General features: G+C 57.6%; 10 protein-coding genes. All 10 read right to left on the bottom strand.

Annotated elements, in window-relative coordinates:
- Positions 1–9: 9 nt before the first annotated feature.
- Positions 10–1,404, bottom strand: a complete 1,395-nt coding sequence (locus KKQ10_RS05970; RefSeq protein WP_215500536.1) for a TIGR01777 family oxidoreductase — start codon at positions 1,402–1,404, stop codon at positions 10–12.
- Positions 1,405–1,503: 99 nt separating this feature from the next.
- Positions 1,504–1,815, bottom strand: coding sequence for a hypothetical protein (locus KKQ10_RS05965; RefSeq protein ID WP_215500535.1), 312 nt, complete (start codon positions 1,813–1,815; stop codon positions 1,504–1,506).
- Between the two features lie 330 nt (positions 1,816–2,145).
- Positions 2,146–2,559: a lysozyme inhibitor LprI family protein gene (locus KKQ10_RS05960; protein WP_164747827.1), complete on the bottom strand. Its 414-nt coding sequence runs from the start codon at positions 2,557–2,559 to the stop codon at positions 2,146–2,148.
- Complete coding sequence (locus KKQ10_RS05955; RefSeq protein ID WP_215500534.1) at positions 2,556–3,221, bottom strand: hypothetical protein; 666 nt, start codon at positions 3,219–3,221, stop codon at positions 2,556–2,558. Before KKQ10_RS05955 ends, KKQ10_RS05960 begins: the two co-directional genes overlap by 4 nt.
- A 90-nt stretch (positions 3,222–3,311) precedes the next feature.
- Positions 3,312–3,839 (bottom strand): hypothetical protein, encoded by a 528-nt coding sequence (locus KKQ10_RS05950; RefSeq protein WP_215500533.1) that lies wholly within the window; start codon positions 3,837–3,839, stop codon positions 3,312–3,314.
- Positions 3,840–3,852: 13 nt separating this feature from the next.
- A complete protein-coding gene (locus KKQ10_RS05945; protein WP_215500532.1) occupies positions 3,853–6,561 on the bottom strand; it encodes a hypothetical protein in 2,709 nt (902 codons plus the stop codon).
- Between the two features lie 51 nt (positions 6,562–6,612).
- Positions 6,613–8,655, bottom strand: a complete 2,043-nt coding sequence (locus KKQ10_RS05940; RefSeq protein ID WP_215500531.1) for a type VI secretion system Vgr family protein — start codon at positions 8,653–8,655, stop codon at positions 6,613–6,615.
- 28 nt (positions 8,656–8,683) lie between these two features.
- Positions 8,684–9,685: a serine/threonine-protein kinase gene (locus KKQ10_RS05935; RefSeq protein WP_127648113.1), complete on the bottom strand. Its 1,002-nt coding sequence runs from the start codon at positions 9,683–9,685 to the stop codon at positions 8,684–8,686.
- On the bottom strand, positions 9,682–10,410 hold the full coding sequence (locus KKQ10_RS05930) for a PP2C family protein-serine/threonine phosphatase (protein ID WP_150370047.1): 729 nt from the start codon (positions 10,408–10,410) through the stop codon (positions 9,682–9,684). Before KKQ10_RS05930 ends, KKQ10_RS05935 begins: the two co-directional genes overlap by 4 nt.
- Positions 10,410–13,949: a type VI secretion system membrane subunit TssM gene (gene tssM, locus KKQ10_RS05925; protein WP_215500530.1), complete on the bottom strand. Its 3,540-nt coding sequence runs from the start codon at positions 13,947–13,949 to the stop codon at positions 10,410–10,412. The genes KKQ10_RS05930 and tssM overlap by 1 nt, the downstream gene beginning before the upstream one ends.
- Positions 13,950–13,956: the final 7 nt, after the last annotated feature.

The raw sequence follows: 13,956 nt of genomic DNA, 5'->3' as shown, positions 1-13,956 counted from the left end.
GAGCGGCACTCAGGTCAGATCGCGCAGAGCGGCGTCGAGGGTTGGATAGCGGAATGTGTAGCCGGCCTCGGTCAAACGCTGGGGCACCACGCGCTGACCGTCGAAGAACAACTGCGCCATCTCCCCTGCCAGCGCGCGCACTGGCGCGGCGGGAATGTGGAACCACACCGGGCGTTTGAGGACGTTGCCGGCCTGCTCGGAGAACGCTGCCTGACTGACCGTTTCGGGCGCCACCATGTTGTAGGTGCCACGCAGAGTGTCGTCGTTGAAAGCCCGCGCGATCACCTGAAGCACATCGTCGCGATGCACCCAGCTCATGATCTGCCGACCATCGCCCATGCGTCCGCCGAAGCCCAGGCGAAACGGCATCAGCAACGGCGTCAATGCACCACCCAGGCCGAACACCACGCCGAGGCGTAACACCACCTGACGCACGCCAAACTCAGTGGCCGGTTGCGCGGCAGCTTCCCAACGCGCACAGAGTTCAGCCATGAATCCGTCGCCCTTGCTGGCGTGTTCGTCGAGGCTTTCGCTGGCATCGCGCACGCCGTAGAAACCGATGGCCGAGGCTTGAATCCACAGCGCTGGTTTGTGCTTGGTGTTTTTCAGCCAGGTCATCAGCGCATCGGTGGTGCCGACTCGGCTGGCGAGCAGTTGCGCCTGACGCTTTGGACTCCAGCGCGGCCCGGCGACGGGTGCGCCGGCGAGATTGATCACTACGTCGAAGGTGTCGTCGTGGCTGAGTTCGCTGAGCGAATGCACACAGCGGGCGCGGCCGTTGAACAGGTTGGCCGCTTTCAACGGATCGCGCGTTAGAACGCTGACCGAATGGCCGGCGTCGAGTAATCGATTGACCAAGGCTTCACCGATGAACCCGGTGCCGCCGGTGATCAGCACGCGCCTGAAAGCGCTCACGGCAAACGGATTGGATTGGCTCGGCATCTTTTCTGGTGGGGATTTTCGGCGGTCATGGCGATACAACCAAACCATCGGCGGCAATAGCAACAGCAACGCAAAACCGTCGAGCCAAAGGTGCGACCAAACCTGTTGTTGCGCCGAGAGCCACATGTCCTGCGGCGCCCATAGCAAGATGCCGGCGATCAACCACCCCCACACTGCCGGGGCTTTCAAGCGATTGCCTAAGTGCACCAACGCGAGCATGTACAACGAATAACTTTGCAGCGTCGCGCCGAACAGCGCGAGCCACCAAACTTGTTGTTCGTGGCCGGCGGCGGGTACTGCGTCGGCGCCCCAGAATGCGAGTTCGAGGGTGTGCAGATAGCCGTCGAGTAATCCGGAATGCCCGGCCCAGGTCAGGGTGAGACCGGCGAGAATGTGCACGATTGCGGCGGCGTACAGCCAGAGCACTAACGCTGGGCGAAGCGAGGTCGAGGGGGCTGGCATTCCGTGTCCTGAGCGCATTCCTTTGGGGGTGGGGAGTTTAAAGGAAAACGCGGGACATCAGTCGCTCGAAGATAAGCGATTGATCGCGTTCAGTGACCGCTATCGCACGGTGTGAGCGTCGATCACGCTGAGTAAATCCTTCAACCTGCCAATATCCTCTTCGTAAAAATCATTACATTGCGTGACGACTACATATACAGAGCCGGTTGCTTTTTCGTGGGTACTGCATACAAGTTCAAAACCTTCCCCGCCACCCTGTCGTTCATACACGACATCCCGCGCATCAATCAGTACCCAGCCTGGCCTTGCCAGTTTTTTAGTGGCTGATTCGGGCAACTGATCGAAATACATGATTCCCTCAGCATCCGGCAACTTGACGAGCAAGTTGTAGGGCGACGACAAAGCACTCATCCCCACCGTTTTCTTGACCTCGTTGAGATCATTACCCCGCACGATAAATGTTGGAAGGCGATCTACATCACTCTCATAAGTTGGATGATTGCGTGGCCCAGCTTCAGGACTTCCACGGCGCCTTCGCTGAGACAACTGACCACTTCGAGCGTTGACTGGACGTCGTGAAACGCACAGGTGGATTCTTGAGCAAACACTGTCTGTGATAGAAGTCCCGCGCAAAACGAGAACACCCAGGTGAAACAAGCTTGGGGCACGCTCAATCGAATGGCCTTTTTACGCATTTTCATATCACCACCCAACCAAGTAAAAATATTAATCAGCACAACATCAATGTGCTGGAAGGATGCCGTCCAAATATAAAGCTCTCTCCAGACTCATCTTCGCGGTGCACCTATTCAGATCTGCAGAATAGGATGGCTTGTCCCATTCATTCTCAAACCCCTCAAGCCTACAGTTCGAATCCCTCAGCTTTATCCACGCCCGCTGGGAGTTTTTCAGTCGATCCAGAAACGCCTTATGCTCTTCATGCCGAGACTGGTATTGAAAAATATACCGAGACCCTGCTCTATCAATCAGCGCTTCGTAACGGTCATTAAGCACGCGAGCCGCAGCCTTCATCGCTTCTTCTGCGCACTCGCCACGTTGCCCGGCCACGGCCTCGCAATCCGCATCTTGGGCAAAGCTGACTGACGAGACTGACATCGCCATAAATGCAAAGAACATCAAACGGGCGACATTCACTGAGTGCCACCTGCGCCAATACATTCAATTGAGCTGTCCATAACGACGCCTCGGACCAGCAAACGCTCGACCGCAGCAGGGCTCCACTTAAGCTCGGTCTTGCTGGCCTCGCGGTAACAGGCCATTGCGCGGGGTAGATCAGCAGCGACGACAGTGCCGGTTTCGTAGACTTCACCCAATCGCAGGAGTGCGTGGGTAGAGCCTCGTAGCGCGGCGCTATCCAATGTCGCCATCGACTTTTGCGGATCGATGCAGGCTTTGTCATTGCCGTACTCACCCTCATCGCAGTAAAACAAGGAGAGGAACACGCCATCGTCGGGATTGCTCTGAATTCCCTGATTCATGAGCTTCAGAATCTGTTCATTCGGCAATCGCGGTGCCTGCCCGGAAAGACTGATCCCCGCAGCTGCTATCGCCGCTTGGGCCGAACCTTTGCGGGCGCCGTCCACATAGCTATCCAGCGAAGCCGCGTACAAAGAGACACCGGATTCTCCAGATGCCTTGTTGACCAGCCGATCGAACATCACGCCTTTCTTCAACTCGCGCTCACCGGGTGAAGGGTGATCTGTTCGAGCCACGTCATCCATCACCGCTTCAAGCGTCCAGTCTTCAGTACTGTTCAGCACCCAGCAATCGCTGCGCTTGAAGACGAAAATCTTCAAGAAAGCGTGAATCCAGGGACAAGCCACGTTTACGCACAAGTGATAAAGCGTGGCGTTCCCCTATGGCACGCAAAAAATTGCCAGCCATCACTATTTAGCAGCGTTAATATAGGATTTGATCAAACCTGCATTAACATAAGGGAAATGTTGCTCCTCACCTTCTTGATACCCTTCCATCCCACTCAAGTTCTTATCAAACCTGACAAGCTTATTCACAACCAATTTATTATCCGCACTTTTTTCATACCCATAAACTTGATAAAGGGTTCCGTACGTTCCAATTCCTCTGCTCGTGATTTCCCAAGAAACCAAAACAAGTACATTTTTCTTACCCTTTACCGGATAAAAGAAAATCGACTCGATTTTTGGGTCCGAGCCCGCCACATCATATTTATCGACAAGACTTCTATTTTTTTTATTATCGACACCAACAACATCCAAAACCAAAGAAACCGGAAACTCCGCGTTCCCTGTCTGCAAAAAGGATAGCTCCCCTCCCTTTACAACATTAGTTTTAAACGGCCCCTGAATCACTCGACCCTGAAGGTAATCTACATCTTGAGCACTGCTGGAATTTGCTATAAGAAAAACGAAAGCAAACATGAAAAAACGGAGCATAGCGAATGACCTCTTAGTTAATATTCATTAGTGCAGCGAGGGCTTGGTATCTATTGTTCCTGTCCGTATACCCGTTTTGACCGCCATTCACCATTTGTGTTACGTCAACCACGCTGCCTGCCTTGGCGACTTCGCACAATTTCGAGCCTCCCTGACCAGTCTTGGTAAACCAGAAGACGAAAGCGGACTCAACACCGTATTCGGCTGAGGATATCAGGAGATCCGGATTGACCACAAAATCCTGAATATCCGAAGGGTTTCGCTGATTATGAACATTAGTGAATCGTTGATACTCTGATTTACCGGTTACTTGCAACATTCCACGGCCACGATATCGATAACCGTCTCGACTGGCCTCATTACCATTACCCATTCGGCCCTCGTAAACGTAACTAGCAAGATTTTCAGCGTTCATCGCGTAATGACTTGTTTCTGACCAAAGCTTGCTTCTCAACACACCAAAATCGCAGCTATCCGTTTGCTCATTATAGCCATTCACATTGTTATGCCGTCTGCACCCGTAGGTTTTTTTCATTTGTCGGGCGCTATAATTCAAACCCTCTTCAATAATCCTGAATTGACTTTCATGACCAACTTGGGAGAGGAAATGCGCAATAGCTTTGGGTTGCTCGAGCTTATACGCCGTAGCATACTTATTGAGATACGGCAAAATATTCAAGTGATGTGCTTCCGCCCCTGCTGGGTTAGCGGCCCTAAGCATTTCCAGAGTAATCAGATCACGTGGCGCAGTGAAATTGCCAATAAGCGCAATCGGATGAATATGCCGAACATTAGTATCACTGGTCATTCCATGTTGCCCGACAAGCTTGTCCCACCAACTCAACTTCTTAATTCTTGCTTTTTCCTCAATCCATTCATTGTGTGGCTCTGTTTCACTGTGACCCATCAATTCATCCAGAGAATCCCATTTTTCTTGTTTGAATTGCCACTCGTTTTCATAGCGTGTAACCATCTGAGAAATTGGCTGTGCGAACCATGGCTTACTCAAAGCCTCTTTTATTTCCGAAGGCGTGAGCTTTTTATCGCCGTTTCTGTCTAGAATTTTGTAAAGGTTTTGCTTTGTAGAACCTTCTTCGGCGTTGCCGATATTAGGCTGGTAGTTCGTTTGTTCTTCCTCACTAAGACCTTCCTGTGCATGAAGAAACGCGGCCAAATGATCCACGTTACTCCCCGCCTCATCTATAAAGCTAAAACCTTCCCACTCAAAAGGTGAATGGCGCGACAAGGTAGTGTCAGGCTCTGCAAACCATCCGTTAATCTCATTCCCTTCGGCATCCCCCAGCAACCCATCCAGACGCCACCAAAGCGTATAGGTAGTGGTTCCACCCATCACAACAGGAACCTTTATCTTTTTTTCCGCTGGTAGCGCTTCCAATACCCCGACTGGGATAAAGAAGTCATAACCAACCTTTTTGTGGGGATCGGTCACTTTCGGAGGATTTGTTGCGCTCATTCCTTGCGTGTGAGTAACCAACACACTGTCTTTTGGAATCTTTACAAGCGTTTTTTCAGCGGCAGGCATTCCCGCAGCTTTCTCTTTACTCAGTTCGGTAAATGCCTTTACGTCCTCGCAGCTAAACACCTCAACGTGCAACAGATTCTTTGGGGCCGAATCCGAATGGTTTTGATATTTGCCTACGTGACCGATCAGACTCCCCGCCGTAATCGGGAATGGAGTCGCTAAAACATGTACCGAGTCCTTCTCGGCTGGCTCACTTTTGGCTTCAAGGTTCCCCTCCCAGACATACCCGAGCACCTCAGCAGGCGCCAGCGGAGGAATAGCATTCCCGCTGACGATCTCCAACAGTTTTTGGTATTTACCACGCGTCCCATCGCTCCCGATTCTGACTTGCGTGCCGTGGGGCAAAATGGCTTTTTCAGCGCCGGACCGGCTTGCAGAAGCGCGAACAACCAAACCTTTCTGAGGTGGGTTCATCGGGTCTTTTGCAGCGGCGCCAATGACGTAAGTGTTAGGTGTCGGGCCCGCCGTCATTTCTCTCTTGAAAACCCAGCCTGCTCCGGGTTGGAGATTGGTATTAGCCGGCGTGACGCTGACCACCTTGAGCCAACCGTTTTGCTCTTCCCCCGTCTCGACGACCGTACCGCGACTCAAAACCGTTAGCACGGTTGCATACCCAAGTTTGCCACGCGGTTCCTGACGAACGCGCAAACCGAGGATTTCGTCGTCGGCCGTTGCTTTGACTTGCAACGTACCACCTCCCCAAAAGGGCGGTCGCGACAATGCTGGAGTTTCCTCGTAGTTCTTCCACTGCAACAAATGCATGTAAAGACTGAAAAAAATCAGGCTTGGACCAGGTGCTGGCGGAGAAGCAGGCGATCCAGCAGGAGCTGGGGTTGCAGGTTGCACCGGCACTTCCAAACGATGCTTAACCAATACAAAACCAGTCGAAAACTCAGCCTCAGCCGTACCGTAGGCGGATTTCGGGTACCTGCTATCAATGCGATAAGCGACTACTTCACCGTCAGCTATGCATTTGACTTCTGCCAGGTCGGGCACTAAACCCGAGGCTTCATCGAAATGAATACCGCCATGCCAAAGGCCATTGGCACCCAACGGGTAGAAACCATCTTTGGCCTTGGCTAAAGCCTTGTAGAACTGCTGCGGATCCGTCGTCCCCGCCGCTCCAACTTTTAATGGATACGACCATTTTTCTACTTTCTTGCTGGTTGTTTCTGTCATTACCAATTACCTGAATTCTGATCCCTGGTGGCTTGGATTGCCGTCGATGTCTTACCCGGAGAAATTGAGCATGCGTTTCGGTTTGCGTTTGATCTTTTCCTCAGACGCATTCAACAACGCCTGATCCATCAAACTCCCCGCCTTATCCTTATCCGCCGCCCCCGGCAGCACCGGCGGTTTAATCCCGATCCCGGTCCCCGACCCAGCCGAACCGCCAGCATTAATCTTCACCACCGGCCCAACCACCGTCACCCCACCGCCATCAAGCTTGATAAAGCTCCCACCCCCAAGAATGGTCAGCTCCGTCCCCGCCTCAATAACAATCTTGTCCCCAGCCTTGAGGTGAATCTCTTTCCCCACGCTGGTGAGCTGCGCCGTACCGAGTTTGACGTGTTGGTTCTGCCCTACCGTGAGGTGATCATCCAGCTTCGCTTCAATCTTGCGATCACTGATGGTGGTGCGGTGCTCTTCAGCCTTCAGCTCGGTGTAGGTGTTCTTCACCACCGTGTCGTGACGTTCATTCCCGACCCGAATCTTCTGGTCATGCTCAACGTTCTCATCCCAATCGCGCTGGGCGTGGATGTAGATCTGCTCCGCACCTTTCTTGTCTTCAATGCGCAGTTCGTTATACCCACCGCCAGCCGGTGAGCTAAGCGTTTTGAACACGCTGCGAGTCTTGTTCGCCGGCAAGGCGTACGGCACCGGGTTTTCCTTGTGGTACAGGCAGCCGGTCACCAGCGGTTGGTCGGGGTCGCCTTCGAGGAAGGTGACGAGGACTTCCATGCCGATGCGCGGGATGCTGATGGCGCCGTAGCGGTCGCCGGCCCAGGAGCTGGATACGCGTAGCCAGCAGCTGGTTTTGTCGTCGGCCTGGCCTTCGCGGTCCCAGTGGAATTGCACTTTGATGCGGCCGTATTGGTCGCAGTGGATTTCTTCGCCTTTGGGGCCGGTGACCATGGCGGTCTGGCTGCCGAGCACGCGTGGTTTCGGGTGTTCGAGGGCCGGGCGGTAGAACACGTCCCACGGGGTGGCGAGGAAGGTGTTGCGGTAGCCCTGGTGGAAGTCGTCCTTGTTGTCGGTGGTGTCGCTGGTCACACCTTCTTCGAGGACTTGCGGTTGCTTGCCTTCGTGGAGGATTTCGGTGAGCAGCCACAGGTCGTTCCACTCGCTGCGCGGGTGGTCGGACATTTCCATGAAGTGGCCGCTGACCAGTTTGGTCTGATCGCCACGACCTTCGGCCTGGCGGTAGTCGGCGCGGTGGCGTTCGAGGGCGCGCTGGCTGAGGAACTTGCCACGCGCGCGGTCGATGAAGCGGCCCGGGTAGTCGTAGTCTTCCAGATCTGGCTCGGTGCTCTCGCCTTCAGGTTTGTACGCCGCTTCCATTTGCAGGCGCGGTTTTTCGAAGTCGTAATCGCGGCGCGTGGTGCGGCTGGTGCGGGTTTCCAGGCGCAGTTTGAAGCCTTTGATCACCGGTTCTTCGGCGACCATGCCGCTGCCTTGCACGTAGGCGGTCGGCTGACCGAGTTTCTGGAACACGGTCTGGTCGTCGCCGAACACCAGCAGATGGCCCTTGTCGCTGTGCTGGAAGTGGTAGTGAATGCCCTCCTCCTCGCACAGGCGCTGGACGAAGTGCAGGTCGGTTTCATCGTACTGCACGCAGTAATCGCGATCCGGGCACGGCTGGCTGAGCTGGAAGCTGTAGGCGTTGCCCTTGATCCCGTGTTCATCGAGGATCAGCGCGATGATTTTCGGTGCCGACATCTGCTGGTAGATACGCTGGTTGGTGCGGTGATGCAGGTATTGCAGTTGCGGCACCAGCGAGACCTTGTAGCGGGTCAGACGCTTGCCGGCATCGCCCTGGGCGACGCGGTAGATCTGGCCGTGAATGCCGGAGCCTTGTGGGTCGAACGCCAGAAACGCCTGCTTGTGCAGGAGCTTTTCCAGGTCCAGATCGGGGTTTTCGCTGACCAGTTCGAGGTCGAAACGAAACGGCTGGCTGATGCCTTCGGTGCCGGTGAACGACAGCACTTGCAGGTCGCCCACGTAGTCTTCGACCTTGAGGCTGAAGTGGGTTTCGTTAGCTGGGTTGAACATAAAGTGCTCCCTGTTCGAATGTCGTCCGTTACGCCCGAAGTCGCAACCGTTGCAGCCAGGACGAAGTGGCGCCCAAGGCGTCACGCAATTGATCGGCAGTGATGGTGCGTTCTGCCGCATTGAAGCTCAGCGCGGTTTTTAGCGCTGGCCAGCCGTGTTTTGGCAGGTTCGCCGGGGCTTGCAGCTCGCGCTCCAGGCGCTCGTCGCGAGCCTGGGTCGAGGGCAAGCGGCGGAACGGGTGTTTGCCGCTCGCCAGTTCATAGATCACGCAGGCCACGCCGTACACGTCCGCGCTGGCCGACAGCGGTTGGCCCTCAAGCAGTTCGGGGGCGGCGTAGCCCGGGGTCCAGGCGTTGAAACGTTCGCGGCTCAGGTGTGGCAGGCCGGGCAATACGCCCTCGTCTGCCTGGCCGAGACCGAAGTCGAAGAGGCGCAAGCCGTCTTCGCTGAGCATGACGTTGCTCGGTTTCATGTCACCGTGTAGCACGCCGCGACGGTGGGCGTAGGCCAGCGTATCGAGCAGCGGCAGGACGATGTCGCGCGTTTCTTTCCACGGCAGGCCGAGGGGCCGCTCGCAGAGCAATTTGTCCAGGGTCAGGCCACGCATGTATTCCATGGTGATGAAGGCCCGCTGGCAATCGGTGTCGACTTCAAAGGTGTGTGCGCGCACGACGTTGTCGTGGCGCAGGCGTCGGGTCAGGGCGAACTCGCTGTAGAGCAAGGCACTGGCGTCCGGCGATTCGGCAAATTCTTCGCTGAGGATTTTCAGCGCAATGTAAGGATCGGGATCGCCGAACTGCTCATGCAGCAGGTCCCGCGCCCGGTAGACGGCACCCATGCCGCCCGCCCCGAGCAGGCGCTCGAGGTGGTAGCGGCCGGCGAGTACGTCCGGCAGTGCACCGATGCTGGCCTTGGTTGGCGCCAGCAAAGGCTCGGCTTTATCAGGCTTGGCGAAGGCGAAGTAAGTCAGGTTGTTGGCCTGTTCTTCGCTCATCAACAAGTCATCGACTGACGATTCGATTTCACTCATTGGCGGATCACCACGGCAGTCAGGTTGTCCCGGGCGGCGCCACGCAGGGCACCGTCGAACAAACGTTCCAGCGCCACGTGCGGCGCACTCAGGCTGAGGGCGTTGCCGAGGGCATCGCTGCTCAGGCCCTGGTACAAACCATCGCTGCACAACAGGAACGCATCGCCCGGATAGACCTCGAGTTCGAGGACATCCAGGGTCAGTTGTTCAGCCGCGCCGACGGCTCGGGTCAAGGCCTGAGCTGCCGGATGCGCTGCGGCCTGTTCGACGCTCATTTGTTGCTCGTCGATCAGTTGCTGTTGCAGCGAATGGTCCTTGGACAGCTGATACAGCCGCTGCCCACGCCACATGTAGCAACGGCTGTCGCCGGCCCAGATGCAGGCCGCGCGATTGCCTTCCACCAGCAGCGCCACGACGGTGCTGCCCATGATGCTGTCGTGACGCCCGGCGGTGACCGTCAACTCCTGCCCCAAACGCCGGTTCAGCCAGTGCAGGCACTGGCGGATGGCTTTGAGGCGTTCGTCGAAGTCCTCGTGTTGCGGCAGTTCAGCCAGGCTGGCGACGATCAACTGGCTGGCGATGTCGCCCCCCTGATGACCGCCCATGCCGTCCGCGACCACCCACAGCCCCTGCTGTGGCGAGTCGAGGAAGGCATCTTCGTTGCGCGCCCGCACCTTGCCCGGGTCGGTACGCGCCGCGCTGCGCCAGGAACTGGCCACCAGCATCAGAGCTGCACCGGCATACGGAAGGTGCGCAGCACGCCCATGTCAAATGGGTTCGGCGTGCGCTGACTGGTCAGCAGGTAGTTGGCGCGCAGGCCACCCACGTCGGCTTTGAGCACCAGCACGTCGCGACCGGTCAGGTACTCGGTCTGCATCAGGTCGAACAGACGGAACAGCGACCATGGGCCGGAGTTCTTCTCGATGCCGATCGGACGCCCCGCCATCTTGTCCATCACCAGGCTGGTGCGACCGTCCTCCGCATCGGTTGGCCACTTGAACGTCATCGGCAGGATCGGACCGTGGCGGTATTCCATGGTCTTGTCGCCGAACTTGAACTCGGAACGGCTGACGGCCGGGTCGAGGGTGTACGGCTCCAGTTTGAACTGCACGGTCGGCTCGGCCGGGTTGATCGAGAAGAAGCTCTGGCGAATCGTCAGGGCTGCGGCCATCTGGTCCAGGTACATCTTCGATACCGGCAGGCTGTGGCCGTCGACGCTGCGCATCCGGTAGTTGCCCGGATCACCGCTGACGAACGGACGCATGTAGCTGTCGAAGAAACGGTCGACGGTGCCTTGAGCCCGGAAGAACTCGCGGAAATCGCTGATCGCCACGTCGCTGGTGCTGCTGGCGCTGAACGGATAACGCTTGCTGATGGTTTTGCCATACACGCTGTACAGCTCGTTCTGATAACGGCCGTTCAGGTATTGGTAGGCATCGTTGAGCACCAGACGCCACGAGTCTTCGGCCAGTACGTTGAACCACACGCTCAGTGGACGTGGCAGGCGACCCGAGGCCGCACGCAGGTTGGTCAGCGCATCACGCTGGCCGCTCATGCGGGTTTTCGCCAGTTCGAACGCGGCTTGTTCCGGCGTGCTGGAACGGGCCAGACCGGACAGTTGCAGTTGCAGGTCGTTGAGCGCACTGAGGGCTGGAGTCAGGTCAGCGGCCGGGCCGTTGTTGTCATCGAGCAAACGGTGCAGCGGTTCGAAGCGGCGTTGCAGCGACTTCTTCGCGGTGTCCGGCAGGTTCTTCGCCACGTTCATGGCCGAAGCCTTGTCGGCGACAGCCGAGGCCAGTTTGCCGACCTTGCCCAGTTTGCCCTTCTGCCCTGCCAGTGCATCGGCAGCATCACCGGCTTCATCCACTGGATCGGCAGCAGCCGGAAAGCGCGTGTTCTCGCGCACTTCAGTGAGCAATGCCAGTACCGGCGAGTTGGCCGAAGTCAGGCCCGCCAGTTGCTCGGCGCCTTCACCGGCGTCGCTGATCGGTGGCAAGGCCACCTGGCCAACGGCTTCGCTCCAGTAGTTGGCGTAGTCGCGGAAGTACAGTTGCTCCAGCTCGACCATCAGGCGACGCAAGTCCATGTCGCTGATGCCCGCGCCTTCGCCCAGCACCCAGTTGTCACGCAGGATGTCGGTGACCAGCGCCGAACCCTGCACCGAGAAGTACTGCTGATAACCCTGCTGGGTATAGAACCCCGGGATCACGTATTCGGTGCCGATGAACAGCGAGCCCTGTGGGCCGAGGTGTTGGCTGAAACGGTATTCCGGCAGGTTGCGCGCCTGCTCGCGGAGCATGCGGTAGACCACGGTGGCCAGCGATTCGGCGCGCAGAACCTGACGTGCCTGAGTCACCAGCTGATCGTCCAGCGGGTAGATGAACGGCTGCTTCAGCAGGCGTTCGAGGTGGGTGTTCAGACCGTTCTGCACCGCGGTGTTGCCGGTGTAGCGCTGCGACCAGTCAGTGGCGACCCAGTCCTTGAGCCACGCCGCGTCACGACGGTCTTTCATGTTCAACATCAGGTACGCACGCAGGCTGTTGAGCAGCTTTTCGCGGTCCTTCATGTTGGCGCGGATCTGCCCTTCGAGCATCGTCGCGACCCGTGGCAGCAGTTGCGCTTCAAGCTCATGCTCGTAGGCTTGCTTGACCACCGGATTGACGTCTTCGCCCTGATACAGACCGCCACGCTCGTGGTACGAGACGTCGCCTTTCTTCGGGAACACCTGAGTCGCGGCGTAGCTGGTGTCGAGGGTTTTCAGCACGCCCATCGCATCATCGCGCGGGGTCAGTGCCGAACGCTGCTGAGTCCAGTTCTGCGCCAGTGTGCGCAGGTTTTCCAGACGCTCATAGTTGGCCGAGAAACCACCGGCCCAGAGCATGCCGAACAGGGCCAGTGCCGCCAGTGCGCCAATGTACAACGCACGCTGACCCCAATGGATGCGGCTGCGCTCGCGCTTGTCGAGGCCGGCCAGATCCGATTCGGGGAAGATCACCCGGCTGAACAGATGATGGATGAAGCGCGAACGGCCACTGCGCAGGGTCGGCAGCACGCCGGCGCTCATGCCCAGGCTGGCGCCGATGCCGGCGGCGGTCGCGTCCATTTCCTGAGTCAGGTGCGGGGCACTGGTCAGGTAGAAACCACGCAACAGCGTTGCACGCTGGTAACGGTTGCCGGTGAATGCCATGTCGACGAACAGGCACAGGCGCTCGCCGATCTGCCCCAGTTGATGCGGGAAGTCGAGGATGCGGCCACGGCGCTGGGTATCGCGCTCGGAGTGCATGCGCATGATCACCTGATTGTTCAGGCGACGCAGCAGCTCTTCGAACTCGCCGCGCAATACAGCCACGTCGGTGCCGACCTGATCCTTGCGGAAACTGGTCCCCAGCACCTGATCGCTTTCTTCGCGGGTCAGTTGATCGAAGAACTCGTCGAAACCGAGCAGCTTGTCCGCCTTGCTCAGCACCAGATACACCGGCACATCGACGTGCAGCTTCTGATAGACGTCTTGCAGACGACCGCGCACCTGGCGTGCCAGGGTGTCGATGTCCTGCTCGCTGCCACCGATGAGGGTTTCCACCGGAATGGTCACCAGCACGCCGTTCAACGGACGCCCGCGACGACGCTTGCGCAACAGCTCGAGCAAGGTGGTCCAGGCACTGCCGTCGACTTCCGCGTCCGGCTGCGTGGTGTAGCGCCCGGCGGTGTCGATCAGCACACCGTGGTCGGCGAAGTACCAGTCGCAATGACGGGTGCCGAGGGTGTCGCGGGTCAACTTGCGGTCGATCTTGTTGATCGGGAATTCCAGGCCGGAGAAGTCCAGCAGGCTGGTCTTGCCGGACGCCTGCGGACCGATCAGCAGGTACCACGGCAAGTCGTTGCGCCAGCGTTCGCTGCGGCCACGATACAGGCTCGAGGTCTTCAGGGTTTTCAGCGCGTCCTTGAAGCGCGCCTTCAACTCTTTCTGCTCTTCTTCGATCATCTCGTCACGACGGATGCGATCCTGGCCGTCTTCGGTTTCTTCGACGGCTTTCTTGCGGATGCCCGCGCGCCAGCTGACGAAGACCATGGTCAGGCCCCAGATCAGGAACAGCACGCTGATGGTCAGCAGACGCGAGGTCGCGCTTTCCCAGAACTTGTAGTCATCCACCGCCAACAACGGGCCGACGAACCACACCAGCAGTGCCACGAACAGCACCAGCAGCAGGGTCCAGACCCAGGTCTGGCGCAGGAAGGCGCCGACTTTCTTGAAAAACTTTTTCATCACACGT

The sequence above is a fragment of the Pseudomonas sp. MG-9 genome (assembly GCF_018729515.1).
GTDB lineage: Bacteria > Pseudomonadota > Gammaproteobacteria > Pseudomonadales > Pseudomonadaceae > Aquipseudomonas > Aquipseudomonas serboccidentalis.
This window is presented reverse-complemented; position numbering and strand designations above follow the sequence as displayed.

Excerpts from the sequence above, each read along its gene's own strand:
- KKQ10_RS05970 (WP_215500536.1), bottom strand. The coding sequence starts at position 1,404 with ATGCCAGCCCCCTCGACCTCGCTTCGCCCAGCGTTAGTGCTCTGGCTG.
- KKQ10_RS05930 (WP_150370047.1), bottom strand. The coding sequence starts at position 10,410 with ATGCTGGTGGCCAGTTCCTGGCGCAGCGCGGCGCGTACCGACCCGGGC.
- KKQ10_RS05940 (WP_215500531.1), bottom strand. The coding sequence starts at position 8,655 with ATGTTCAACCCAGCTAACGAAACCCACTTCAGCCTCAAGGTCGAAGAC.
- KKQ10_RS05945 (WP_215500532.1), bottom strand. The coding sequence starts at position 6,561 with ATGACAGAAACAACCAGCAAGAAAGTAGAAAAATGGTCGTATCCATTA.
- KKQ10_RS05935 (WP_127648113.1), bottom strand. The coding sequence starts at position 9,685 with ATGAGTGAAATCGAATCGTCAGTCGATGACTTGTTGATGAGCGAAGAA.
- KKQ10_RS05965 (WP_215500535.1), bottom strand. The coding sequence starts at position 1,815 with ATGAGTGCTTTGTCGTCGCCCTACAACTTGCTCGTCAAGTTGCCGGAT.
- KKQ10_RS05950 (WP_215500533.1), bottom strand. The coding sequence starts at position 3,839 with ATGCTCCGTTTTTTCATGTTTGCTTTCGTTTTTCTTATAGCAAATTCC.
- tssM (WP_215500530.1), bottom strand. The coding sequence starts at position 13,949 with ATGAAAAAGTTTTTCAAGAAAGTCGGCGCCTTCCTGCGCCAGACCTGG.